Raw genomic sequence first — 25087 nt, 5'->3', positions numbered from 1 at the left:
GAGGTCAGATAGTTCATCTTGTTCACTTTTGGTCTGAAGTTAATAGGGTTGTCCCTGTCAGGACGAGGTGCATTAAAGCAGAATTTGATCTGAAAGTAAAAGTTAAAATGTAATAGTACGAAGTGGGTTACATAATTTTGATCGCTTTTATTGGGCCTTTGGTGGTGTTTTATTAGCTATTTGTTTGAATTTATGGTTGTTTTTCATTTTTGGTTTTGGAGGTTACAGCGTGAGATTTCTGAAAGTATTTTTTGCACTGATCATAATTTGCAGCTCAGCTTACAGTTGGGCACAAGTGGATTATCAAATCAGTATCACTGAACCAGAGCATCATTTAGCAAAAGTCCGGATGGAGCTGAATGTAACAGAGGCCAAAGCTCTGACTTTGATGCTGCCGTCCTGGCGCAGTGGTAAATATAAAATTCTGGATTTAGCTAATGGCATCAGTGGCTTCAGCGCTGTAGACGCGCAAGGCAAGGCCATCAGTTGGCAAAAAACTGAGAAAAGCAGCTGGACTTTAGAGCCAACAGCAGCGGGTAAAGTTGTAGTGGAATATACAGTCTATGCCAATCAGCTGGTGGAACGCACCCGCCATATTGATGAAACTCATGCTTATATCAACGCCAGCGCTTATTTAATGTTTAGCCAGCCACACAAAGCTGAGGCTGTATCAGTGCAGTTGGAAGTACCACAAGGCTGGCGCTCTTTTTCCGGTATGGATAAAAAGGATAACGAGCATAAATTTATTGCCGCTAATTATGATGTGCTGGCTGATTCACCTATAGAAACAGGCATCAACCAGCACCACAATTTTCAGGTGGATGGCCGTGATTACGATCTGGTGATTTGGGGCGAAGGCAACTACAACGCGACCCAGATGCAAAAAGACTTAGCAAAGCTGGTGCAGCAAACGGACTCTATCTGGCAAGGTTATCCTTACAGCCGTTATTTGTTTATTGTGCATGCCACAGACGGCGTTCGTGGAGCCACTGAGCATTTAAATTCAACTGTGATCCAACGCGACAGATTTACCTTTGCACCCCGGGCTAATTATCTGGAGTTTTTAGGTACGGCCTCACATGAAATAGTGCATACCTGGAACGTCAAAGCTTACAGGCCGGCTGAGTTAGTGCCTTATGACTATATCAACCCTAACTACAGCAAGCTGTTGTGGCTAGCTGAAGGCTCTACCAGTTATTTCCAGAACCAGTTGTTACTGCGCGCAGGTTTAATGACAAAAGCCGAGTTTTATCAGGATCTGACAAAACGTCTGCACAGATTTATGCATAGCCCTGGTCGTTTAGTGCAGTCGGTGGCTGAAGGCAGTTTTGACAGCTGGATAAGCTCTGGCGGAGATCACGGCGCTAACTTTAATGTCAGTATTTACTCTGAAGGTTATATCGCCAGTTGGCTGATTGATGAATTAATTTTACGGCAGTCAGGGCGCAAAGCCAGCTACCGCGAATTGCATAACCAGCTGTATCAGCGTTTTGCTAAAACCACAGCTTTTACCGCCGAAGACGTGATCCAGATTGCTTCCGAGCTGACAGGTGAAGATCAAAACTTATGGTGGCAACAACAAATAGAGCAGCCGATGAAATTTGAGCCTGAACAGCTGTTAGCCAGCTTTGGTTTGCAATGGCAAAGGGGCAAAGAACGTGAAACCTTTGCTGGTATTACAGCTGAAGACAAAAGCGGTTTTGCGCTGGTGCAAAGGGTTGAACGTGATAGTCCGGCCTGGAAAGCTGGTTTTACTTCTGAAGATTTAATTGTTGCTATCAATGCTTTGCAGTTAAAAGGCGATTTGAGCCATCGTTTGCAGGATTTTAAAGCGGGCGACAAAGTACAAGTCAGCTATTTCCGCCAAGGCAGATTACAGCATCAGCAACTGGTGTTGTCTGATAAGCCTAAAGGGATGGGGAAAATTGAGCCTGTGGCTAAACCAAGCCGTCAGCAAAAGGCGATGCATAAGGCGTGGTTGGGTGTGGATTTATAGGGATATGTTGGGGCAGGGTTTATCCCTGCCAGTTTGTACTATCCAATCTTAAATTAATTGCTTCTGTACCTCAGAGAGCCAATGTTCTTCCTAACAGCCGAAAGCATGTCTCAGTTTTTTCTTATTGTGATTATTTAGTTATTGCAACTTTACCTGAGAGGCTCTCAATTTCGGCCACTTTCTTTAAGGCTATGGCGAGGTCACGTAATACTTGTGGGGAATCGCCGAGACTGGCTTGTAGCTGCTGACGAATGGCCAAGCTTTGAGTATAGGCCGCTTTAGCGGCGTGTAAATCGCCTAGTTGCTGCTCGATATCACCCACTTTCTCCAAAGACACCGATAAATCGCGCAATACTTGTGGAGAGTCGCCCAGACTGCTTTGCAGCTGCTGAGAAATGGCCAGGCTTTGTGCATAAGCCGCTTTCGCGGCATGTAAATCGTCTAGTTGCTGCTCTATATCACCGACTTTCTCCAATGACACCGACAAGTCGCGCAATACTTGTGGAGAATCGCCCAGACTGCTTTGCAGCTGCTGACAAATGGCCAGGCTTTGTGCATAAGCCGCTTTCGCTGCTTGTAAATCACCTAGTTGCTGCCCGATATCGCCGACCTTATTCAATGACACCGACAGGTCACGCAATACTTGTAGGGAATCGCCCAGACTGCTTTGTAACTGCTGACGAATGACCAGGCTTTGCGTATAGGCCGCTTTAGCGGCTTGTAAATCACCTAGTTGCTGCTCGATATCACCGACTTTATTCAATGACACCGACAGGTCACGCAATACTTGTAGGGAATCGCCCAGACTGCTTTGTAACTGCTGACGAATGGCAAGGCTTTGTGCATAGGCCGATTTCGCGGCGTGTAAATCGCCTAGTTGCTGTTCGATATCTCCGACCTTATTTAATGACACCGACAAGTCGCGTAATACTTGTAGGGAATCGCCCAGACTGCTTTGCAGCTGCTGACAAATGGCCAGGCTTTGTGTATAGGCCGCTTTCGCCGCTTGTAAATCGCCTAGTTGCTGCTCGATATCACCGACTTTCTCCAATGACACCGACAAGTCACGTAATACTTGTGGGGAATCGCCCAGACTGCTTTGCAGCTGCTGACAAATGGCCAGGCTTTGTGCATAGGCCGCTTTCGCCGCTTGTAAATCACCTAGTTGCTGCCCGATATCACCGACTTTCTCCAATGACACCGACAGGTCACGCAACACTTGTGGAGAATCGCCCAGACGGCTTTGTAACTGCTGACGAATGATCAGGTTTTGCGTGTAGGCCGCTTTAGCTGCTTGTAAATCGCCTAGTTGCTGCTCGATATCACCGACGTTATTCCAAGATACCGACAGGTCACGCAACACTTGTGGAGAATCGCCCAGACTGCTTTGCAGCTGCTGAAAAATGGTAAGGCTTTGCACATAGACCGCTTTCGCGGCGTGTAAATCGCCTAGTTGCTGCTCGATATCACCGACGTTATTCCAAGATACCGACAGGTCACGCAACACTTGTGGAGAATCGCCCAGACTGCTTTGTAACTGCTGACGAATGGCTAAGCTTTGCGTGTAGGCTGCTTTAGCTGCGGGTAAGTCACCTAGCAGCTGTTCGATATTACCCACTCTATCCAATGATACGGATAGATCGCGTAATACCTGTGGGGAATCGCCAAGGCTGCTTTGTAACTGTTGGCAAATGGATAAGCTTTGTGCATAGGCAGCCTTAGCCTCTGTGTATTGGCCAACGTTACAGAGTAAGTCTCCTAGACTACTTAAAGCAATACAATATTCCCGTTTGGTTTGGATTGAGTTTACACTTTTCAGTTGCTCAACCTTAGTTCTTACTTTATAGAGTGCCGCATCCAGCTGAACCGACGATAATATTGGCTCATTAGCAGCTTGTTCAATATTGGGTCGTACCTGGCTGTCGTTAGAGAGGATATTCAACTTTAACTCAATTGTTTGCTGCCTTACACTCCACAGGTCAGGAGCCCAAGTCACTATATGAGCAGCACATGCATAGGGGAGCTCAATAAAAATAGGACTCTTGATGGTTTTTTCTAACTGTGAGCGACGCTTGTTTAGAGTTGCTAAGGTTTTGGCCCTGAGAGCGTCCCATTCCCCGTTATTATCTAATTCAGTTAAGTCTAACCAAATGGGAAGGCTTTGAGTATCGTTCAGCGAAAAAACTGTATCAATAGTATTGCTTGGCAAATCACTTTTTGTTTGAGGCTTAATACGCCGCAATGGTTTACTATGGCTACGCATGTAATCGTCAAGGCGTTGCTTTAGGGCAATGCTGGCTTGAGTGTCTTCAACGAAGACAAAAAATAATGAGAAATCATCATGCCACTCAAGAGTGAGTTTTAGTTCAGCCCAAATGGCTTCAAAATCAGGGTTGTGCATCAAAAAAATCGTTCATGATTGGAGGAACCTGATACCAGATATTACCATTTTGGTAATTGAGTACTAATGAGTGATCAAATAAACGAATGATAGGCGATAAGTCGGCTGTGAGATCATTTATATGTTGTGCCAAATTACCGCTGTCGTTTTTACAGTGGCGCAGCCACTGTCGATCCTGAGCATTTAACCATTGGTAATTTTTGGTTTCTTCTAAAATAGCTTGCTGTACGGGCACAGATTTCACACTATCTACCGGAAATGTCACTTTACCCAGCACCGCCTTTTTGACTGTATGTCTGATTAAAGCAAACATGCGGCGTATATTACCGCCACAAAGCCAGGCGAATTCTTCAATCACTGGTTTGGTTATAAATTGTTCCCATTCTGCAAAGCGCTTCTCAACCACTTTCACCATTTTTGCTATTCCGTCAGGGTTAGGCTCAATTTTTTTATCTTTTTCAGGCGTTTTCATAATTTTAAAATTTGGTAATGAAAAACAGCCTGAATAAAACTGATTAATGCTTGGCAGTACTGCGTGAATATAAGGCGGTACTGTATAAATAACAGTGATGTTGGCAAAAGACAAACGGGCAGGAAAGTTGAAAAACAGATCTTTTAAAGATTCAAACAACGTATTTTCTTGACCATTGGGTGCTGACAAGCGCTCTAAAGAGTCCACGATAAGAACAATTTTCTGTTGTCCAGTTTTCTGCTGGATTAAACGTGCCACATCGTTTGCAAATAAAGTTGCATCTTGAAAAAACTTGTTAGAGCTATTGGCGAACTTGACAAGTTCTTGTTTAAAAGTTGGATTTTCTTTCAATGTAAACTCAACTTCGGCTGCGGGAGTTGTTACTTTTGATTTTAACTCAACCTCGGAGTTCATGGTTCGCTTGGTACGTTCCCAGATGGTTTCTTTAAGAAAATCTTTACCGTAGGTGGCATTAACCGCACGCGATAAACCCGCCAAAGCGGTAAATATAAGCTCGGTTTGTGTTATCTGAGGTTCGTTTAGGTCTAAAAAATCGTCAGCGTCACAGAAAAATACGGGGATATTTTCAGCTTCCAGCTCTGCTTGTAGGCGCAGTAATTCAGTGGTCTTCCCCGCGCCTCTAAGACCTGAAAACAAGTAACAGCCTGGAGTTTCCTCCCATTCGATGGCTTGTTTCATCTCTGCAACACTATCATGAGCAGCATCAGGAGCACGATTTACATAATAGGACATAACATCAGCTGGTCTAGAGGTATCGATAAATGCATTATGAAAGTCTTTAGCTGTGGATATAGTCATTACCTGTCCTGCTTATTTGTAATTACGAATATATACAGTGCGAGGTTAACATGGCGCTAAAGTAAGAGTCACTATAGCAATTTTCTTTTTAACCCCATAACCTGCAACTTATTGAAACTCACTGAGTTGGAGCATGCTCAAAGGCTCAGTCAACATAGAGCTGTGGGCAAGTGTATTTTGGGATTAAATCTTTCTAACACAAGTGCTTTTTGACCCATAGTTGTTTTTACAGTATGAAGCCACCATAGATGGTTTTTAATAACGGAAAACCATGGCAATCCAACTGAATGTTGCTTCAGAATGTGTATGAACAAACAGCTGGATCGGAATTCCCTAAAAAGCATATGCAGACATAAGGCACCAATTTTACTATCTAAATAAAAAACGCTGTTAGCCAATGAACAGAAGATTTTCTTTCAATTGGCACAAAACCGCCTTTTGGGTTCGATTTTACTCTGGCACTTTGGGGGCAATAAAACTTACCCCCACTTATCACTGCCGTGTTAACCGTAAATTAGGCTGGTCGCAAGCTTCGCTGCTGCGTAGTGGGTTGATATCCAGGCCGCCTCTTCTGGTGTAGCGGGCGTATACCATTAGAAATTCTGGTTCGCACAGCTTCCATAAATCGAGATAAATTCGCTCTACACATTGCTCGTGAAACTCATTGTGGCTTCTGAAGCTAATCAGGTACTTCAGCAAGGAAGCATGATCTATAGCCTTGCCTTTGTAATGAATATAAACACTGGCCCAGTCGGGTTGGGACGTGATTAAGCAGTTGGACTTGAGCAAGTGCGAATGCAGCTTTTCATCCACCAAAGCGCCTGTAGGGTTTAGTTGCAGCAGCTCTGGTTTGTAGTCGTAATGCTCAACTTCAATATCTAAATCGTCGATGCAACGGCCTGGCAACCAGGTCGGTTGAAAGGCGGTCAGTTCATTGACGTTATGCAAAGTGATTTGCACAGGGCCACCGGCACAGGCCGATAAATCGGTTTTCATAGTGCGGTACAGCTGGCTGATATCGGCAAATTTACTTTGGTTTAAGCTGTTTAAATACAATTTAAAGGATTTGGATTCAATCAGGTTCGGCGTATTAAAAGGCACCACAAAAGTGGCTAAAGCCACCATAGGTTTACCTTTAGGGGTCAGCCATGACAACTCGTAGCCATGCCAGGTATCCTGACCAACAAAAGGTAATTCTTCGCCTAAACCTATAGCCTGACGGCCTAAAGTGCGTGGCACAGCCTGCAATAATTCAGGACTGTAGTGATCAATATAAGCAGTGGCCTGGCCTAATGTCAGTCCAGATAACTGCTCTGTTTGTATTTTTGTCATAACACCAACAACCAAGTTAGAATGGCGGCAATTTTAGCACAGAAGCGAATCACCATGCCGGGCCAATTCCATCAGCAATTCACAGAATTTGTAGAGTCTTATCAAAAACAACATCCGACACTTCTCAGTTGGCTTGACCCTGAACATCATTCTCCTTGTCAGTATGGTGATGTGGTGGACGGTGAAGTGCATTGGCGCCCGGTAAAAGCTGAACCCAAATTAGATTTAGCTAAAACTCAGCAAGCATTGGAGCTGGAATTTCCTGAACAGCTGACAGAGTTTTACACCAGCTATTTTGGTGGTGGTTTAAAGGTTCAGCACGAAAGGGGAGAGCTGGAGCTGTTGATGAGCTGGCATCAGGCTGATTTTGAGCGGTTGCAGCAAAATATCATCGCCCATATTCTGATGAAAAGACGCTTAAAGCAGCGTGAAACTGTATTTATTGCCGCCACCGATCACGACGATTATTTAATTTCAGTGTTAGTGGCGACAGGTGAAGTGTATCTGGAAAAAGTAGGGATGGAAGTCAAGGACCTGTTGGCGCCGGACTTAGCCACTTTTTTACAGCAGCTAAGTTTCTGAGCTGATTTAAGGCTGACAGTCAAAAGCTATATTCGATACCAGCTGGCAAGGTTCACAACAAAAATCAAATAGGCCATGCCAGCTCTGATCTAATGTCCAGTCTGCGCCACAGCAAGGGCATTTTTTCTCAGCTTCAGCTGCACAGTCGTTACTGCTGCCACTGTACAGATAATAATAAACCGGCTTGTTCAGCTCTTTGCTAAGAGCTTTGGCATGTTTATAACCTTGTTGGTTTAGGCCACTGTAAAAGCCCTGTACACTTTGTTCTGCACTTTTAAACAGCACTCTTGCTTCCTGCATCTGAATTTCATCCAGTGCCTGATACTGCAATTGCCAGCGTATTAAAGGCTCAAAATCTTCACCTGATATTCGGCCCACTTTATACAAAGGCACAGGGGCAAAATGTTCAGCGCAGTACAGCACTGAGTTGGTGGCTGAAAAGCTACAAAATAAAATCAAAGCAGAGTGATTGGGACAGGGGTCGGTATGATTTGACATTAAATCATCGCCAAGAACCGTCAGCCTGGGATAACTTAAACCCACTTGTTGCAATTGATCTAAAGCACTAAGGCCAGCTTTGCTGTGTGACTTTTTGTCTAACGCATCAGCTTGTGGCAAAACAACACGGCTGAAAAAACTGTCTTTGGCCTGATAGGTCGGGAATTCACGGCCTAAGATCTGGCCCTGAAAAATCAGCTTTTCCAGATAATGGCGAATACCCTGTTCCGCTTCATCAAAGCTGGTGTCGGCAATAATTTTAAATTCCAGCTCTGCAACTAACATCAGATCCCCAGCTTTTTGATAATCAAATCAAGTTTGGCTTCAATGCGTGCCAGGTCGGCCTGCAGATCTGAAGGCTGTTCACTCACCGGCTGAGATGCTTGCTCTGCAGTGTTTTGTACACTAACACCCCCATTACGCCAGGCCTGATAGGCCTGTAATAAAGCTGGGCTCATAGTGGCTATGCCTAAACGGGCTTTCACTAAAGCCAGGCTGGGTTCTTTACCTTCTTGCTGTAGTTGAGCCGCAATTTTTGCGACTTGTTGGCTTAGTTGTTCCATTATTTTCTTATTTCGCTAAAAGTTAGTGAAATTTACCACTTAAATTGCTTTCATCACTAGCGTGATTTTTTAAGCTGTTGTTTTATATGTATTTTAAAAGTTGGCCCCAGTTTTGCTTTTGGCTATCAACAAGTTAAGATCCACAAGTTAAAACTCTAAGGACAAGCAATGAACTATTTAAAGGTATTAACAGTAGCTACAGCCATGATGGCATTATCTGGTTGTGTTGTGGCTATAGGCGGCAAGGATGAGAATGGCAGCAATAATTCATCCTGGAAAAAAGCGCAAAAATTAAATAATCAGGTGATCAGCCAGTTAAATTTGGGCACAGCATTAGATTCAGTTCGTGGTCAGTTAGGCACACCTGATTTCAGTGAGTCTTTCCGTGAAGGCGATAACGAAACTGTAGTGCTGTTTTACCGCACTCATCATCAGCATAGCGACGGTGAAACCAGCAAAGATGAATGCACTCCGTTAGTATTTAAAAACGGTGTGTTATCTGGTTGGGGTGACAAAGCCTATCGCCAGTTGTAACAATCCCCGGACCGGGGAAGTGTTGCCAATGCGGCAGCACTTCCCTTTATCACAGTATTAGTGCCTTAACTGCACATTTAACTGATCAATCACTACACACCAGTCAGCGTCCTGCCTCCAGTTTTCTTTAAGAAAATTTGCCTGAGCCTCTGTCCAGAAAGCTGCCTCAGATAAAGATAATTCTGCGGGAAGTTTATGATTGGCGATAAAAGCTGTGATGGCGGAAGGGCTATTCTCCAAACCAAGCTGAGCAAATAAAGTGGCCATATCGTGAGTGGTCATATCCATAATGAAATCCCTCTGTTGTGTTCTGTTTACTATAGTTGGTTGATCGGGCCGACGCATTGGCAATCCGTCTCTTCGCTGCTATGTTGATACTCAAACTACAATAAATAACAGGGACATATGATGCCAAACCAACCTGCTCTTGATCTTAGTCAGCTTAAAGCACAGTTGTTAACCCCCGATGAACTGAAAATAGCAGCTTCTTTGTTATATCAGTCTTATCACGACGATCCGGTGTTTATGGATATTTTCCAGTCGGAAAAAAGCGACTATGAGCAACGCTTAAGAGCGGCCATCCGTGAAGAGCTGAATGTGTTCTGGCAGGAAGAGCAACCTGTGATAGGTATTTTTATTGATCAGCAGTTGTTAGGTGTGGCTTGTGTCACAGAACCGGGTTCTAAATTAAGTGGCGACAGATTCTGGCATTGGCGGCTAAAAATGTTACTGACAGCTGGTTTTGTTTCGACCAAACAATTATTAGAAAAAGAACAACGAATTCATGCAGCTATGCCGGTAAAGCATTACCATATGCTGGCTTTTATTGCTATTTCTCCCAAGTATCAACATCTGGGCTTAGGTCATTATTTAATGCATGCAGTAGACTCTATAGTAGAGAAAAATCCTGCATCTTTAGGTACAGGCGTTTTTGTCACTCTGGATAAAAACAAAGCCTTTTTTAGTTCGGATCATTATCAGCAGGTTACAGAGTTGAGTTTCAGCAAAGTCAAAGGTACGTTAATGTTCAGACCAAGGCAAAGTAGCCCTTTAACGCTGGTGGAGTCATAACAGATGTCTGGCTTTCGTAGTTTTTCTGAGTTTTATCCTTATTATTTATCTGAACATAAAAACCCTGTTTGTCGCCGTTTGCATTACATCGGCTCTACTTTAGTGCTGCTGATTTTGGCCACTTTGTTGGTTACAGGCTTGTGGAGTTACTGGTGGCTGATGTTGCTGGCGGGTTATGGTTTTGCATGGGTAGGGCACTTTAAGTTTGAACATAATAAACCCGCTACCTTTAAATATCCCTTTTATAGTCTGGCAGCGGATTGGGTGATGTATAAAGACTTTCTGACGGGGCAGTTGGAGCAAAAATTACAAAAGTTGCTTTAAACTCTGTAAGGTGGCAATTGAAAACTCAGGTAACGCAGGCCGGATAAACGTAATTCGGCCTGATACCGACTTTCGCCATCGCCACTAAAATCCACCTGATAGCTGGTAAACCAGCGCCATCTGTTATCCACTTTTGAAAATTGATGTTTGCCTCTGGCGCATTCCAAAAACTGCAATTCTTGTTGCTTACACAGATGTTTGGCCAGCTTCACGGCAGTTTCATCCTGCTTACGTTGCAGCAAAAACGCATAGACAAAAGCCATACCTAACAATAATAACCAGACAAAATCCATCACGACTCCTTTATTATGAAACAGCATAATGGCGACGTGCAGCTGTTTTTGCAAGGTAAGGCTGGCGCTGGCTGTGATAAAATCGACCAGTATCAAGCCCATATGAACAGAATTATGCACTTACAAGTAGATTTATTGTTGGATCAGATTGAGACGGAATTAAAAGCCAGTGGGCTTTGGACGCTTATCTCACCAAGCACTGAGGCAATGCAAAGCACAGCGCCATTTTTCTGCGACACTATGCCACTGGAAAACTGGCTGCAATTTGTATTTTTGCCGCGTATGCGTGCTTTAGTGGCAGGGCGTTTGCCATTGCCCCAACAAATTGCGGTCTGTCCTATAGCTGAAGAAGCTTTTAAACCTGTAGACAGGCAAAGATTGCTGCTGATTAATCGTATTGCAGATTTGGATGAATTATTAAGTGGTAAACGTGAGCAAACAACACACAGAGTCTGAACTGATTGCAGCTCCTGTACTGACGATTTTATATCAGGATCAGTACCTTGTGGCGATCGATAAACCGGCTGGCATGCTGGTACATCGCTCTTTTTTAGACAGACACGAAACTGTATTTGTGATGCAAACCCTGCGTAATCAGCTCGGTCAGCATGTATTTCCGGTGCACCGGCTCGACAGACCTACCTCTGGTGTGTTGTTATTTGCTTTGTCTGCTGATGTAGCACGTTTACTGACAGAACAACTCACAGAGCAGCACTGGCGTAAATTTTATCTGGCGGTTTGCCGTGGTTTTGTTAAACAAGCGGGCATTCTGGATTATCCGTTAAAAGAGCAACTGGATAAAATAGCCGATAAATTAGCAGATCAGGATAAAGACAAGCAGGAGGCAGTAACGGCCTTATGGCCGCTGTCTGTGGTGGAGTTGCCTATAGCTATAGGTAGATATCCGGTGGCACGTTATTCCCTGGTCGCTTTGCAACCTTTAACGGGTCGTAAGCATCAGCTGCGCCGGCATTTATCGCATTTACGCCATCCAATAGTGGGGGATACCACTCATGGTGAAGGCAAACATAACAGATTGTTTGCAGAGCATTTGAATAGCCACAGATTGTTGCTGATTGCCAAACGACTGGAGTTAAAACATCCGGTAACGGGCATTGATTTAGTGATCGAAGCACCGCTTGGTGAAGTAGTACAGTTATTTACAGAATTCGGTTGGCCTGCGGATGACAGCTGGTACAGCAATTTTTTTGAGCAGTCAGAACTTAGTGTTTTGACGCCGCTTTAACGTACCAAATATAAAGCGACAGTTATGAAACAGAGGATTTATGAAAAAAGTAGCTATTATGGTGGGCACTGTGTACGGCGGTGCTCAGTTTGTTGCCGAAGAGGCAGAAAAAATTTTACAGGGAAAAGGTTATAGTACTCAGTTAAATGCTGAGGCGAAACTTAATGATGTATTGGCTTTTGCGCCAGATATCTGGCTGGTGATCACATCCACCACAGGCCAGGGTGATGTTCCGGATAACCTGTTGCCATTTTTTATCGACGTAAAAGACAGATTCCCATTGTTAACAGGCAAACACTACGCTGTGATTTGTTTGGGTGACAGTGGTTATGGCGATACCTTTTGTGGCGCTGGCAAGCAGTTTTCTGAATTACTGGCTGAATTACAAGGCACAGCTTTAGCGCCGGCCTTAGAAATTGATGCAGGCGAAACCTTACAGGCAGAAGATATAGCTTTACCCTGGATAGAACAGCAGTTTTAATTTCAATTTTGGAATTTGAGTCTGCGTTTTCGCTATCGTCAACGCAAAGCCAAAATAATTGGAGTTGCAGCAAGGCGACAAACGAGCGAGACCCCAGAAGCATAGCGTACTATGCGACTGGGGCGAGAACGTGAAGTCAACAAAGCTGCAGCTTCAAGTATGAAGGCTTTAGTCGATGCTGCGCAGCAGAGCGTTTATCCCAACTTTAGCGCGGGTCTGGGCATCTACTTTTTTGACGATAATAGCGGCGTACAGGCTGTGTGACCCATCTTTAGATGGAATAGAACCTGGCACTACGACTGCGCCTGCTGGTACACGGCCATAAGTGATTTCGCCGGTTTCACGGTCGTAGATACGGGTCGACTGGCTGATATAGACACCCATAGAAAGCACTGCGCCTTCTTCGATGATCACGCCTTCCACTACTTCAGAGCGGGCACCGATAAAGCAGTTGTCTTCAATAATAGTTGGGTTGGCTTGCAGTGGCTCTAATACACCACCAATGCCTACGCCACCGGATAAATGCACGTTTTTACCTATCTGAGCACAGGAGCCCACAGTGGCCCATGTATCCACCATAGTGCCTTCACCAACATAAGCGCCTATATTGACGTACGAAGGCATCAGCACCACGTTTTTGTCGATAAAGCTGCCTTTACGCACAGCGGCTGGTGGTACCACACGCACACCTTCAGCCACAAAACGCTCGTGCGTATAGTCGGCAAACTTCATCGGGACTTTATCGAAGAAACGGTTTTCCGCGCCGTCCATCACCTGATTGTCATTGATACGGAAGGACAATAACACGGCTTTTTTCAGCCACTGGTGCGTCACCCATTCGCCTGCTACTTTTTCGGCAACACGGGCTTTGCCGCTGTCCAAAAGTTCAATGGCAGCAGTCACTGCAGCTTTTACTTCTGCACTTACAGTGGCTGGAGTAATGGATGCACGTTGTTCAAACGCGGCTTCGATAATGGATTTTAAATCTGACAAAACTTTATCCCTCTGTCACATGAGTTAATTGTTCGACAAGAACACGGCGCAATTGTGATTGTTGATCAGCATCAAGCGCCTGATCCTGTCTCGTTGAAATCATAAAAAAGTCTTCGGCTTTTTCGCCTATGGTGGTGATTTTGGCGGCGTGAATACTGATTTCACACTGCTGGAATACCGAACCTATATCAGCCAGTAAACCCGGCATATCTAAGGCGGTAATTTCTACCATAGTACGATGTTTATTAGCTCCCGGAATAAACACCACTTTGGGCGCTATATTAAAGGGCCGCATCTGACGGGATAAACGGGGTTTACCGCGTGACAGCTCCGGTTTGCCGCTAATATAAGTTTCCAGTGCACGTTTGAGGCTTTGTAAGCGTGAAGGCGAAGTAACAGGTTCACCATTTTGCTCCAGCACCACAAAGGTATCCATGGCATAACCGTCTTTATTGGTCATGATCTGGGCGTCAAAAATATTGACCTTTTTGCTGTCCAGTGCTGCCACTAAGTGAGCAAATAAGTTGTCCTGATCAGGTGTATAAATAAAAACCTGAGTGCTGCCGCGAAACGGCGTTTTATCTACCAGCACTAAAGGTTCATCCGGGTCTTTGTGACGCAGAATATGTTCACAGTGCCAGACAATTTGTTTTGGATTGTAGCGGGCAAAATAATCCGCTTTGATCCGGCCCCACAACTGCAGCACTTCTTGTTCGCTAAAACCTTGTTTTTGCAATAGCTTCATGGCTTCTGCCTGATTTTCACGGATCAAATCGCGTAAATCCATAGGCTTCTCGAGTCCGCGGCGGAAAGCTTTTTGCGTGCCTAAATAAAGCTCTCGTAATAACGAGCCTTTCCAGTCATTCCATAAATTGTCATTGGTGGCGCGAATATCGGCCAGAGTCAGGCAATAGAGGTAATTCAGCCTGGTTTCGTCACGCACTTTATCGGCAAATTCTGCGATCACAGCAGGGTCGTGAATATCGCGGCGCTGTGCTGTCACCGACATTAATAAATGACTTTCGACCAGCCAGGCCAGCAGTTTGCTGTCAAAGTCACTCAACTTATGCAGCTTGCCAAATTCACGTGCATCAAGGGATCCGAGCTCTGAGTGATCGCCACCTCTGCCTTTGGCAATATCGTGGAAAACACCAGCCAGATACAGAATTTCGGGTTTTTCCATGCGTTTGACTATGTCGGTACAAAGCGGAAATTCGTTTTCAAAACCTGCTTGCGAGTAGCGGTATAAATTTTTCAGCACCCTGTGGGTGTGTTCATCCACTGTGTAGGCATGGAATAAATCGAATTGCATCTGACCAACAATATTGCGCCAGGCTGGTAAATAGGAGGCCAGAATACCGTGGCGATGCATCAGTGTAATAGCTCTGTCCATACCACGAGGATGGCGCATTATGGTCATAAACAGCTGACGGCAGGCTTCATAATCCTGCAAGTCGCCCATCAGACGACGCCTGACTAAACGTAATAAACGAATAGTGTCGGAGTGAATGCCGGTGATATTGGAATTGTTTGCTATATGCCAGAACAGACGCAGGATATTTTCACGACGGGCAAAAACGGCATTGTCGGTGGCGCGGATTAAATGACCGGTCAGCTCAAAAAAGTCATCCAGTTTTTGCTGTTTCAGTTTGCTTTGGCTGTTAAGAATACTGCCGTCAAAATGCTGCAGCAGCATATCGTTCAGCTCAGCCACACGTTGCACCGTCTGGAAAAATCGTTTCATCATCCGCTCAACGGACGCTTTACCGTCATCACCAAAACCTAAACGTTTGGCAACGGCTGGCTGATAGTCAAACAAAATACGGTTTTCGTTACGGCCGGATTCAACGTGCAAAGCGAAACGCATTTGCCACAAATAGGCTTCACACTCCATCAGCTCCTGATATTCATCTTCGGTCAGGTACTGATAAGCCACCAGTTCACGCATGGTTCTGGTATTAAAGTGTTTTTTTGCCACCCAGCCTATGGTTTGAATATCACGTAAACCACCAGGGTTGGCTTTTAAATTTGGTTCTAAGTTGTAGGCAGTGCCGTGGTACTGAGCATGACGTTGTTGTTGCTCATCACGTTTGGCCTGGAAAAATGCCTGTGAAGTCCAGAAACTGTCTTTACAAACCTGCACCTGCAGCTCATCAAACAGCTCTTTACTGCCCGTCAGCAAGCGCATTTCCATCAGGTTGGTGGCTATAGTGATGTCTTCTTTGCCCAGGCTGACAGATTCTTTGACGCTACGGACACTGTGACCCACTTCTAAACGTAAGTCCCACAGCAGGGTAATAAACTGGCTGATTTGTTCTTTTTGCGTGTTATCCAGCCTGCTGTCTGTCAGCAATAACAAGTCGATATCAGAGCAGGGGTGCAATTCACCCCGGCCATAACCACCTACGGCTATCAGACTGATTTTTTTATGTTTATGCAGATCAAAATGCTGCCATAAGGACACCAGCACCTCGTCGATAAAACGGGCGCGGGCTTTGACCAGACTGCCAACGGTCTGATGTTCAAAGGCATGTTTCAGCCAGTCGTTAAATTCGACAAAATGTTTTTTATAACTATCAAGAGTACATAAACCAGGTAAAGACTTATTAAACGCCAGAGCCATGTTCATTTGCTTTACCTCAAATCTTAAACGGCCGCCTTCTGTCTGAACCCGACTTATTCGGCCGTAACTATTCGTTCTATGGTGTCGTCGGATCTCAGAGTTAAAATTTCGCAGCCAGTCTCTGTAACGACAATAGTGTGTTCAAACTGCGCTGATAAACTACGATCTTTAGTTACAACCGTCCAGCCGTCTTTTAACAATTTGCTATGACGCTCACCTGCGTTGATCATTGGCTCTATGGTTAAACACATACCGGTTTTTAGCGTATCGCCTGTACCCGGGCGGCCATAATGCAGCACTTGCGGGTCTTCGTGGAATACCTGACCTATGCCATGACCACAGTATTCACGCACTACTGAGTAGCTGTGCTTTTCGGCATGTTGCTGAATAACAAAACCAATATCACCTAAACGGGCGCCGTTTTTCACTTTACGAATGCCCATATACAGACATTCCTGCGTCACTCGTATTAAGCGGTCCGCCAGAATACTGGGTTTGCCAATCACAAACATTTTTGAGGTGTCGCCGTGAAAACCATCTTTAATCACAGTGATATCGATGTTGATAATGTCGCCTTCTTTGAGCTTTTTCTCCGCAGACGGAATACCATGACAAATTACCTGATTGACTGAAGTACAGATGGATTTTGGAAAACCGTGGTAATTCAGTGGGGCAGGGATAGCTTGCTGCACATCCACAATATAGTTATGGCAAATCGTATTCAGTTCTTCGGTGGTGACACCGGCTTTGACGTATGGCTCAATCATCTCTAATACTTCGGCTGCTAATTTGCCTGCCACACGCATTTTTTCGATCTGATCTGCTGTCTTAATAATCGCGGCCATGCCAACTCTCTCTGCTGTAAAAATACACATTTCATTGTGTTTCAAGGGTGTCTATGGTATAAAGCGCGCCGCGATTTGGCAAATCAGATTCTGCTAAAAACGCAAAACGCAGATTAAAACTGCAATTAACTAAACAACACACATACATCGACACATAATCCGGGGTGCTGTAACTCATTGAGTTTCGGTCGGTTTTATGGGGTGTATGGAGGCCCAACCCCATTACTAAGGAATATTTATAATGGCAAAAGTTTCTATGCGCGATATGCTCCAGGCGGGCGTACATTTCGGTCACCAAACACGTTACTGGAACCCAAAAATGAAGCCATTCATTTTCGGCGCTCGTAACCGTGTTCATATCATCAACCTGGAACAAACTGTTCCTATGATGAACGATGCTCTGGCTTTCATTCAGTCTGTTGCTGCTAAAAAAGGCAAAATCCTGTTTGTTGGTACTAAGCGCGCTGCCTCTGAAGCGATCAAAGAAGCTGCTTCTCAAGTTGACCAGTACTATGTAAACCACCGTTGGTTAGGTGGCATGCTGACTAACTGGAAAACTGTTCGCCAGTCTATCAAGCGTTTAAAAGACCTGGAATCTCAAAGCCAGGACGGTACTTTCGACAAGCTGACTAAAAAAGAAGCTTTAGACCGTACCCGTGAAATGGACAAGCTGGAAAAAAGCTTAGGCGGTATCAAAGACATGGGCGGCTTGCCTGATGTTCTGTTTGTGATCGACGCCGACCACGAACACATTGCAATTAAAGAAGCCAACAACCTGGGTATCCCTGTTGTATCTATCGTTGATACTAACTCTGATCCTAAAGGTGTTGACTATGTGATCCCAGGTAACGATGACGCTATCCGCGCTATCCAGTTATACCTGGGCGCAGTAAATCAGGCCATCACTGAAGGCCGCAGCAAAAACATCGAAGTTCAGGCTGAATCTGAAAACTTCGTAGCTGCTGAGTAATTGCATTGTCTCTGTAGCCTTGTAACTAAGGCTACATAAAGCAAGTTTAAACTTACAGGGGCATTTGCCCCTGTTTGTCCACGAAAAAATTTTGCGAGGAACTCCCCATGGCTGTAACTGCCGGTATGGTAAAAGAATTACGCGAGCGCACTGGCGCTGGCATGATGGACTGCAAAAAAGCTTTAGAAGAAACTGCAGGTGACATCGAAGGCGCAATCGAATTAATGCGCAAAAACGGTCAGGCTAAAGCTGCCAAGAAAGCTGGCCGTATTGCTGCTGAAGGTACTGTAATCACTCGCGTTGGTAACGGTTACGCTGTTGCAATCGAATTTAACTGTGAAACAGATTTCGTAGGCCGTGACGCAAGCTTCCTGGCTTTCTCTAACGCTGCTGCTGATCTGGCTCACGCCAACAAGCTGTTCACTGTTGAAGAGCTGTCTGCAGCTCAACTGGGTGACACTACAGTTGAAGAAGCTCGCGCTACACTGGTTACTAAAATCGGTGAAAACATCAACATCCGTCGTATCTCTGTAGTTCAGGGTGACGTGATTGGTCAGTACACTCACTCAGGCCGTATCGGCGTGTTAGTGGTACTGGAAGGCGGTAACGAAGATATCGCTAAAGACGTTGCTATGCATGTTGCTGCTAACAACCCTTCATTCCTGACTCCTGAGTCAGTGCCGGCTGAAGTTGTTGCTAAAGAGCAGGAAATCCAGATCGAAATCGCTATCAACAGCGGCAAGCCAAAAGAAATCGCTGAGAAGATGGTTGCTGGTCGTATGACTAAGTTCACTGGCGAAGTTTCTTTAACTGGCCAGATGTTCGTAAAAGATCCTTCAATCACTACAGGTGAATTCCTGAAGCAAAACGGTGCTAAAGCTGTTAGCTACATCCGTTTAGAAGTAGGTGAAGGCATCGAAAAAGCAGAAACTGATTTCGCTGCTGAAGTTGCTGCTCAAATCGCTGCTGCTAAGAAGTAATTTACGCTTTAGCAATGCTTTGAAACCAGCTAGAATAACCGCGACCTGACCTTCGTCTGTCGCGGTTTTTTTTGACCATCTTTTGGTCAATTTGTTGTCGCAGCTGTCTCTGTATTAAGCAGGTTGCGTTCACAGAACCCGACTTCAAGGTCGTACTATCCAGATTAAAGAGGACCACATGAGCAATCCAAAACTCGCCTATAGAAGAATTTTATTAAAACTCAGTGGTGAAGCCCTGATGGGTGAAGAAGGCTTTGGCATAGATCCAAAAGTGTTGGATCGGATGGCTCAGGAAATCAAAGAGCTGGTTGAATTAGGTATTCAAGTCGCCATAGTGATTGGTGGCGGCAATATTTTCCGTGGTGAAGGCCTGGCCAAAGCAGGTATGAACCGTGTGGTCGGTGACCATATGGGTATGTTAGCTACAGTGATGAACGGTCTGGCAATGCGTGATGCGCTGCACCGAGCTTTTGTAAATGCCCGTTTGATGTCTGCCATCCCTTTAAATGGTGTCTGTGACAATTACAGCTGGGCAGAAGCCATTAGTCTGTTAAAGTCTGGCCGTGTGGTGATTTTCTCTGCCGGTACTGGTAACCCGTTTTTCACGACTGATTCAGCAGCCTGTTTACGTGGTATTGAAATTGAAGCCGATGCGGTTTTAAAAGCCACTAAAGTAGATGGTGTGTATTCAGCTGATCCGGTGAAAGACCCTACAGCAACACTGTATAGCAAGTTGAGCTATACAGAAGTACTGGAAAAAGAATTAAAAGTTATGGATTTAGCCGCATTTACGCTGGCTCGCGACCATAATATGCAAATTCGTGTATTCAATATGAATACGCCTGGCGCACTGAAACGTGTGGTGCTGGGTGAAGAAGAAGGCACAGTGATCGACCACGCTGAAAAATTACAGTAAACTAACTGCCACTTTTTTGGTGTAGCAAAAAAAGGAATAGCCAAAGTGATTAACGATATTCTCAAAGACAGCAAAACCCGGATGGAAAAAAGCGTTGATGCGCTGAAAAACCAATTGTCAAAAATCCGTACCGGCCGTGCTCACCCAAGTTTATTAGACGGCATTCAGGTGTCTTATTACGGTGCAAACACACCATTACGCCAGGTTGCTAACGTGTCGGTGGAAGACGCCCGTACTCTGAGCATCAGTGTGTTTGATAAAACTCTGGTTCAGCCTGTTGAAAAAGCCATTATGCAGTCAGATTTGGGGTTAAACCCAATGAGCGCTGGTACTACTATTCGTGTGCCTTTGCCTCCACTGACAGAAGAACGTCGTCGTGACTTAGTCAAAGTAGTGCGTAACGAAGCTGAAGGTGCCCGTGTTGCGGTGCGCAACATTCGTCGTGACGCTAATGCTGAACTGAAATCTTTATTAAAAGATAAAGAAATTGGTGAAGACGATGAGCGTAAAGCCGTAGATGAAGTTCAGAAACTGACCGACGCCTTCGTAAAGAAGGTTGACGAGGTTTTAGCCGACAAAGAAAAAGAGTTGATGGAAGTCTAGGGCGTGTTCACGTTTCGAGATTGAATTTTGTTCGCTCTGGCGACGCTTTGATCGCGAAACGAGGAGCGAAGTTTAGTGAATCTAAATGAGCGACGAGAGACAAAAAGCAAGGCGCCGCCAGACGAACCCGAAGGGCAGCGTCTGGCCGGCCTTTCTGCCGCGTTAGAGTCTGCTGATGTAGAATAACTACACTACGCAGTCTCTGCCTTGCATAAAAACCGGCCAAACTGCTGCAAAAACAACCCTGAAACGTAAACACGCCCTAACACCCCACCCTGATTAGGGAAATAGCGCCGTGTAGGGTATACTTCGCGGCGTTTTTTATTATTGTGACAAGGTCAGATTCAGATGACAGAAGTGCAAACCGCGTTACAAAACGCGTTGCCACAACATGTCGCCATTATCATGGACGGCAACGGACGCTGGGCTGAACGGCAAGGCAGACCCCGGGTATGGGGTCATAAAAAAGGCGTTGACGCAGTGCGTCGTGCTGTGAGCTTTTGTCGTAAATTAGGCATCCAGTCTCTTACCTTATTTGCTTTTAGCAGTGAAAACTGGCGTCGGCCTGAAGACGAAGTCAGTGGTTTGATGCAACTGTTTTTACTGGTGTTACAGCAGGAAGTGAAAACCCTGCATAAGAATAATGTACGGCTGAATATTATTGGAGACTTGTCTCCTTTTAGCGACAAACTCAAACAACATATTAAAGAGGCGCAACAGCTTACAGCTCAGAATACAGCTTTGACCCTGAATGTTGCCGCTAATTACGGCGGACGCTGGGACATAGTGCAAGCAGCACAGCAATTAGCTCAGAAAGTAGCTGATGGTGAAATGACAGCTGCACAGATTGACGAACAATTGTTATCAGGCTGCATGCAAATGCACGACCAGCCAGAACTGGATCTGATGATCCGTACTGGTGGTGATGTACGCATCAGTAACTTTTTGTTGTGGCAAGCTGCTTATGCTGAGTTATGGTTTACCGAAACTTTATGGCCTGACTTTGATGATCAGGTATTTTCGGAAGCTTTGGCAACCTACGCCAGTCGTGAACGGCGTTTTGGTTGTACCGGAGCACAAATCCGTGAGCTGGCAATGCGTCCGATACAAGGATAACCAATTTGTTTAAGCAACGAGTTATTACAGCCCTGATCATGGCGCCTTTGGCGTTAGCCGCAGTTTTTTTTCTTCCTTTGCACTATTTCGCTATTTTTATTGCTGCTGCTTTTTTGATTGGAGCCTGGGAGTGGAGTTTATTCTGCGGCTACACCAACAAAATCAGCCAATACGGTTTTGTTACTGTGATTGCTGTGAGTATGGCGCTGATTTACTGGCAGTTGCCTGATACAACCTATTGGCCAGTGCAAATGGATAAACTGAGCAACAGCTTATTGGCTATGGGCGTGGTCTGGTGGCTCATTGCTGTTTTGCTGGTATTAAGTTACCCACGAAGCAGTCAAAGCTGGTCTAAGGGGCATATCCGCAGAGCTCTTATGGGCTGGTTCACTTTAGTTCCTGCCTGGGCAGCTTTGTTATTGATACGTTCTGTTGATTTTCATCAATCCAGCTACACAGGTGCCTGGTTGATTTGTTTGTTGTTGGGTTTGGTTTGGGCTGCTGATATTGGTGGTTATTTTATTGGCAAACCTTTTGGCAAACGCAAACTATTGCCAGCTGTCAGTCCGGGAAAAACCCTGGAGGGCATGTTAGGTGGTGTTGGTTTTGTCATGCTGCTGGTGACAGCTGTGGCTTACTACCACGACTTTCCGGAGGAAATGGCCACCTGGTATCTGGCTGCTTTAGTGCTCACTGTGTTATCAGTCTTCGGGGATTTAAGCGAAAGTATGTTTAAACGCGTAGCTGGCTTAAAAGATAGCGGCTCCATTATTCCAGGTCATGGCGGCATATTAGACCGTATTGACAGCCTGACGGCCACAGCGCCACTTTATGCTGTATTAGTGGCTTTGATTGGAGGGTTCGCGTAATGCGGACTCTCGTGATCCTTGGTGCTACGGGGTCCATCGGCTGCAGCACTTTAGATGTTGTAGCACTGCACCCGGATGACTATCAGGTGCTTGGGTTAACAGGTGCAACTCAGGTTGAAAAGCTGTTTGTACAAGTTCAGCAATTTAAGCCACGTTATGCTGTGATGACTGACCTGCAGGCAGCAAATAAATTAAAACAGCTGGTCAAAGATGCCGGGCTTACTACAGAAGTCTGGGGTGGCCCGCAAGCGCTTTGTGATTTAGCAGCTCATCCAGATGCTGATATTGTTATGGCGGCTATTGTGGGGGCTGCTGGCTTATTACCTACTTTGGCTGCCGTCGAACAAGGCAAAACTGTATTACTGGCGAACAAAGAAGCGTTGGTGATGAGCGGTGAGCTTTTTATCAATAAAGTGCAACTTCATGGTGCTACTTTATTGCCAATAGACAGCGAACATAATGCCATTTTTCAATGTTTACCTTCAGCTTTACAGCAAAATACCGCCACCCAAAAATTATCTGATTACGGCATCAGTAAGCTATTGCTGACTGGCAGTGGCGGCCCGTTTTTACGTAAAGAACTGACAGAGTTCGCAAGCATTACACCTGCTCAGGCTGTGGCGCATCCAAATTGGGTGATGGGACAAAAAATCTCAGTCGACAGCGCCACCATGATGAATAAAGGTTTGGAATTTATTGAAGCTCGCTGGTTATTTAACTGTGCTGCGGACGATATTCAGGTGGTGATCCACCCCCAAAGTATTATCCATTCAATGGTGCAATACACAGACGGTTCCGTACTGGCACAATTAGGTCAGCCGGATATGCGCACTCCTATTGCTCATGCTTTGGCTTTCCCCAGACGTATTCAAACTGATGTAAAACCACTCAATTTCTTTGAACTGGCCGACTTTAGTTTTTCAAGACCAGAACCTGCACGTTACCCGAATTTATATCTGGCCATAGCAGCTTGTGGTTATGGTCAGGGCGCAACAACAGCATTAAATGCAGCGAATGAAATGGCAGTGGCTGCATTTTTGGCAGGGCAAATTCGGTTTACCGATATAGCACTATTAAACGAAAAAGCATTGGAGCGTTTTGCCACTATAAAAGCGCCTGATTTAGAAAGCATTCTGGCTCTGGACCAAGAGGCAAGAATATACATGCAAGACCAACTGAAAAAGGTGAGTTAATGTCGGGTTTTGTCTGGAATTTAATCAGTTTTGTCATTGCAATTGGTCTTCTGGTGACTGTGCATGAGTTTGGCCACTTCTGGGTGGCACGTAAAAATAATGTGTTAGTAAAACGCTTTTCTATCGGCTTTGGCAAAGCACTTTACCGCTGGCGCGACAAACAAGGCACAGAGTTTGTTATTGCGATGATCCCTTTAGGCGGTTATGTCCGCATGCTGGATGAGCGGGTTGATCCTGTATTGCCTCAACACAAAGATTTAAGCTTTAACAGCAAAACTGTCTGGCAACGTATGGCCATTATTGCGGCCGGCCCAGTCGCTAATTTCCTGTTTGCCATCCTGCTGTTGTGGGGCATGTACCTGATAGGTGTGCCCAATATCAAGCCGATGATAGGCCAGATAACTGCAGAGTCTATTGCCGCTAAAGCTGGTGTGCCTTCAAATGCTCAGATTGTTGCAATCAATGGTGAAAAGGCTGAAGACTGGCGTGCTGTCAGTCTGTTGCTGGTGGAGCAGGTGGGTAATTCAGCTGTTGATATTACAGTGCAGCAACTGGAAGGCAGCGACCAGAGTTATCAACTGGATTTAACCGAATGGGTGTTTGACCCTGATACACAAAGCGTATTTGGCAGTTTAGGCTTAGAGCCATTAAGACCAGAAGTGCTGAATGAAATCAGTCAAATCCAGCCTGACTCAGCAGCACAAGCCGCAGGCTTGCAGTTGGGTGACAAACTGCTTTCTGTCGATGGCAAAACAGTCTCTGACTGGAATTCTGTAGTAAGCCTGGTTCAGAATAGTCCGGAACGAGCCTTGCTGTTTGGCATTGAACGTGCCGGTCAGCCGATGGATATTCTGGTGACACCACAAAGCCGTGAAACGGCAGACGGTTTTCACCAGGGTTATCTTGGTGTCAGTCCCAAAGTACTGCCCTGGCCTGAACATTTATTGTTCACTCAACAATATGGCCCTGTACAGGCGGCCTGGGTTGGGGTAGAAAAGACCTGGCAATTGGTACGATTAAGCTTCTCAATGATTGGAAAATTCATTTTTGGTGATATTTCTGTCAAACATTTAAGCGGACCAATTTCGATAGCGCAAGGCGCTGGAAGCAGCGCAGATATTGGCCTGATCGCCTTTATCTCCTTTTTAGCACTGATTAGCGTCAACCTTGGGGTGATAAATTTACTGCCTCTGCCTATTTTGGATGGTGGCCATTTAATGTATCTTGTGCTGGAACTAATACGCGGCAAACCTGTCTCTGAGAAGGCGCAGGAGCTGGGTTTCCGGATCGGAGCTCTGTTGCTGCTGACATTAATGGGAATTGCGCTGCTCAACGATATTTCTCGTTTGTAATAAACTAATCAAAAG

The 25087-nt window shown here is 45.3% G+C and carries 26 protein-coding genes; 16 read left to right on the top strand and 10 right to left on the bottom strand.

Annotation, left to right across the window (positions count from 1 at the left end; translation table 11 throughout):
• The first annotated feature begins 229 nt into the window (after positions 1 to 229).
• Positions 230 to 1996, top strand: coding sequence for a M61 family metallopeptidase (locus RHEIN_RS19215; RefSeq protein ID WP_008900649.1), 1767 nt, complete (start codon positions 230 to 232; stop codon positions 1994 to 1996).
• Between the two features lie 130 nt (positions 1997 to 2126).
• On the opposite strand, the gene RHEIN_RS19210 is transcribed toward RHEIN_RS19215, so the two are convergent.
• The 3 genes from RHEIN_RS19210 to queF all read right to left on the bottom strand — a co-directional run bounded on the left by RHEIN_RS19210 (position 2127) and on the right by queF (position 7020).
• Entirely contained in the window at positions 2127 to 3938 is a 1812-nt protein-coding gene (locus RHEIN_RS19210) for a tetratricopeptide repeat protein (protein ID WP_202797845.1), read from the bottom strand.
• A 445-nt stretch (positions 3939 to 4383) separates the two neighbouring features.
• Complete coding sequence (locus RHEIN_RS19205; RefSeq protein ID WP_008900647.1) at positions 4384 to 5688, bottom strand: ATP-binding protein; 1305 nt, start codon at positions 5686 to 5688, stop codon at positions 4384 to 4386.
• Positions 5689 to 6180: 492 nt separating this feature from the next.
• Positions 6181 to 7020, bottom strand: coding sequence for an NADPH-dependent 7-cyano-7-deazaguanine reductase QueF (queF, locus tag RHEIN_RS19200; protein ID WP_008900646.1), 840 nt, complete (start codon positions 7018 to 7020; stop codon positions 6181 to 6183).
• A gap of 54 nt (positions 7021 to 7074) precedes the next feature.
• On the opposite strand from queF, the gene syd reads away from it, so the two are divergent.
• Complete coding sequence (gene syd / locus RHEIN_RS19195) at positions 7075 to 7602, top strand: SecY-interacting protein (RefSeq protein WP_008900645.1); 528 nt, start codon at positions 7075 to 7077, stop codon at positions 7600 to 7602.
• 6 nt (positions 7603 to 7608) lie between these two features.
• On the opposite strand, the gene RHEIN_RS19190 is transcribed toward syd, so the two are convergent.
• The gene (locus tag RHEIN_RS19190) at positions 7609 to 8385 is read right to left on the bottom strand and encodes a Zn-ribbon-containing protein (protein ID WP_008900644.1); all 777 of its coding nucleotides are present in this window, start codon (positions 8383 to 8385) and stop codon (positions 7609 to 7611) included.
• Entirely contained in the window at positions 8385 to 8663 is a 279-nt protein-coding gene (locus RHEIN_RS19185; RefSeq protein WP_008900643.1) for a hypothetical protein, read from the bottom strand. Before RHEIN_RS19185 ends, RHEIN_RS19190 begins: the two co-directional genes overlap by 1 nt.
• A gap of 168 nt (positions 8664 to 8831) precedes the next feature.
• On the opposite strand from RHEIN_RS19185, the gene RHEIN_RS19180 reads away from it, so the two are divergent.
• The gene (locus RHEIN_RS19180; protein WP_008900642.1) at positions 8832 to 9197 is read left to right on the top strand and encodes a DUF3192 domain-containing protein; all 366 of its coding nucleotides are present in this window, start codon (positions 8832 to 8834) and stop codon (positions 9195 to 9197) included.
• 57 nt (positions 9198 to 9254) lie between these two features.
• Here the strand turns inward: RHEIN_RS19180 and RHEIN_RS19175 are convergent, their stop codons facing one another.
• Positions 9255 to 9485, bottom strand: coding sequence for a DUF2789 domain-containing protein (locus tag RHEIN_RS19175; protein WP_008900641.1), 231 nt, complete (start codon positions 9483 to 9485; stop codon positions 9255 to 9257).
• A 120-nt stretch (positions 9486 to 9605) separates the two neighbouring features.
• Here RHEIN_RS19175 and RHEIN_RS19170 point away from each other — a divergent pair, with 120 nt between their 5' ends.
• Positions 9606 to 10268, top strand: a complete 663-nt coding sequence (locus RHEIN_RS19170) for a GNAT family N-acetyltransferase (protein WP_040555486.1) — start codon at positions 9606 to 9608, stop codon at positions 10266 to 10268.
• A gap of 3 nt (positions 10269 to 10271) precedes the next feature.
• Positions 10272 to 10592: a DUF962 domain-containing protein gene (locus tag RHEIN_RS20980; protein WP_008900639.1), complete on the top strand. Its 321-nt coding sequence runs from the start codon at positions 10272 to 10274 to the stop codon at positions 10590 to 10592.
• Here the strand turns inward: RHEIN_RS20980 and RHEIN_RS19160 are convergent.
• Positions 10589 to 10885: a DUF3301 domain-containing protein gene (locus tag RHEIN_RS19160; RefSeq protein WP_008900638.1), complete on the bottom strand. Its 297-nt coding sequence runs from the start codon at positions 10883 to 10885 to the stop codon at positions 10589 to 10591. The two genes, RHEIN_RS20980 and RHEIN_RS19160, sit on opposite strands and share 4 nt — an antisense overlap.
• 15 nt (positions 10886 to 10900) lie before the next feature.
• On the opposite strand from RHEIN_RS19160, the gene RHEIN_RS19155 reads away from it, so the two are divergent.
• Genes RHEIN_RS19155 through RHEIN_RS19145 form a run of 3 tightly spaced genes read left to right on the top strand, consistent with a single transcriptional unit; the run spans position 10901 to position 12612 of the window.
• On the top strand, positions 10901 to 11341 hold the full coding sequence (locus tag RHEIN_RS19155; protein WP_008900637.1) for a YqcC family protein: 441 nt from the start codon (positions 10901 to 10903) through the stop codon (positions 11339 to 11341).
• A complete protein-coding gene (gene truC, locus RHEIN_RS19150) occupies positions 11316 to 12131 on the top strand; it encodes a tRNA pseudouridine(65) synthase TruC (protein WP_237704466.1) in 816 nt (271 codons plus the stop codon). The genes RHEIN_RS19155 and truC overlap by 26 nt, the downstream gene beginning before the upstream one ends.
• Before the next feature lie 40 nt (positions 12132 to 12171).
• Positions 12172 to 12612: a flavodoxin gene (locus RHEIN_RS19145; RefSeq protein WP_008900635.1), complete on the top strand. Its 441-nt coding sequence runs from the start codon at positions 12172 to 12174 to the stop codon at positions 12610 to 12612.
• 168 nt (positions 12613 to 12780) lie between these two features.
• Here the strand turns inward: RHEIN_RS19145 and dapD are convergent, their stop codons facing one another.
• Genes dapD through map form a run of 3 tightly spaced genes read right to left on the bottom strand, consistent with a single transcriptional unit; the run spans position 12781 to position 17073 of the window.
• Entirely contained in the window at positions 12781 to 13605 is an 825-nt protein-coding gene (gene dapD / locus RHEIN_RS19140) for a 2,3,4,5-tetrahydropyridine-2,6-dicarboxylate N-succinyltransferase (RefSeq protein WP_008900634.1), read from the bottom strand.
• A 4-nt stretch (positions 13606 to 13609) separates the two neighbouring features.
• Positions 13610 to 16234, bottom strand: coding sequence for a [protein-PII] uridylyltransferase (gene glnD, locus RHEIN_RS19135; RefSeq protein ID WP_008900633.1), 2625 nt, complete (start codon positions 16232 to 16234; stop codon positions 13610 to 13612).
• Positions 16235 to 16281: 47 nt separating this feature from the next.
• Positions 16282 to 17073 (bottom strand): type I methionyl aminopeptidase, encoded by a 792-nt coding sequence (gene map / locus RHEIN_RS19130; protein WP_008900632.1) that lies wholly within the window; start codon positions 17071 to 17073, stop codon positions 16282 to 16284.
• Between the two features lie 241 nt (positions 17074 to 17314).
• Between map and rpsB the strand changes: the two genes are divergently transcribed.
• From rpsB to rseP, 8 genes are all read left to right on the top strand, one after another.
• A complete protein-coding gene (gene rpsB / locus RHEIN_RS19125) occupies positions 17315 to 18043 on the top strand; it encodes a 30S ribosomal protein S2 (RefSeq protein WP_008900631.1) in 729 nt (242 codons plus the stop codon).
• Between the two features lie 107 nt (positions 18044 to 18150).
• Positions 18151 to 19023 carry a translation elongation factor Ts gene (gene tsf, locus RHEIN_RS19120; RefSeq protein ID WP_008900630.1) on the top strand — a complete coding sequence of 291 codons (873 nt, stop codon included), beginning with the start codon at positions 18151 to 18153 and terminating at the stop codon, positions 19021 to 19023.
• A gap of 178 nt (positions 19024 to 19201) precedes the next feature.
• Positions 19202 to 19939 carry a UMP kinase gene (pyrH, locus tag RHEIN_RS19115; protein WP_008900629.1) on the top strand — a complete coding sequence of 246 codons (738 nt, stop codon included), beginning with the start codon at positions 19202 to 19204 and terminating at the stop codon, positions 19937 to 19939.
• A 45-nt stretch (positions 19940 to 19984) separates the two neighbouring features.
• On the top strand, positions 19985 to 20542 hold the full coding sequence (frr, locus tag RHEIN_RS19110; RefSeq protein ID WP_008900628.1) for a ribosome recycling factor: 558 nt from the start codon (positions 19985 to 19987) through the stop codon (positions 20540 to 20542).
• Positions 20543 to 20890: 348 nt separating this feature from the next.
• Complete coding sequence (gene uppS, locus RHEIN_RS19105) at positions 20891 to 21658, top strand: polyprenyl diphosphate synthase (RefSeq protein ID WP_008900627.1); 768 nt, start codon at positions 20891 to 20893, stop codon at positions 21656 to 21658.
• 5 nt (positions 21659 to 21663) lie between these two features.
• On the top strand, positions 21664 to 22527 hold the full coding sequence (locus tag RHEIN_RS19100) for a phosphatidate cytidylyltransferase (RefSeq protein WP_008900626.1): 864 nt from the start codon (positions 21664 to 21666) through the stop codon (positions 22525 to 22527).
• The gene (gene ispC, locus RHEIN_RS19095; protein ID WP_008900625.1) at positions 22527 to 23720 is read left to right on the top strand and encodes a 1-deoxy-D-xylulose-5-phosphate reductoisomerase; all 1194 of its coding nucleotides are present in this window, start codon (positions 22527 to 22529) and stop codon (positions 23718 to 23720) included. The genes RHEIN_RS19100 and ispC overlap by 1 nt, the downstream gene beginning before the upstream one ends.
• Complete coding sequence (rseP, locus tag RHEIN_RS19090; RefSeq protein WP_008900624.1) at positions 23720 to 25072, top strand: sigma E protease regulator RseP; 1353 nt, start codon at positions 23720 to 23722, stop codon at positions 25070 to 25072. The genes ispC and rseP overlap by 1 nt, the downstream gene beginning before the upstream one ends.
• The last annotated feature ends 15 nt before the right edge of the window (positions 25073 to 25087 follow it).

The sequence above is a fragment of the Rheinheimera sp. A13L genome (assembly GCF_000217935.1).
Lineage (GTDB): Bacteria > Pseudomonadota > Gammaproteobacteria > Enterobacterales > Alteromonadaceae > Pararheinheimera.
This window is presented reverse-complemented; position numbering and strand designations above follow the sequence as displayed.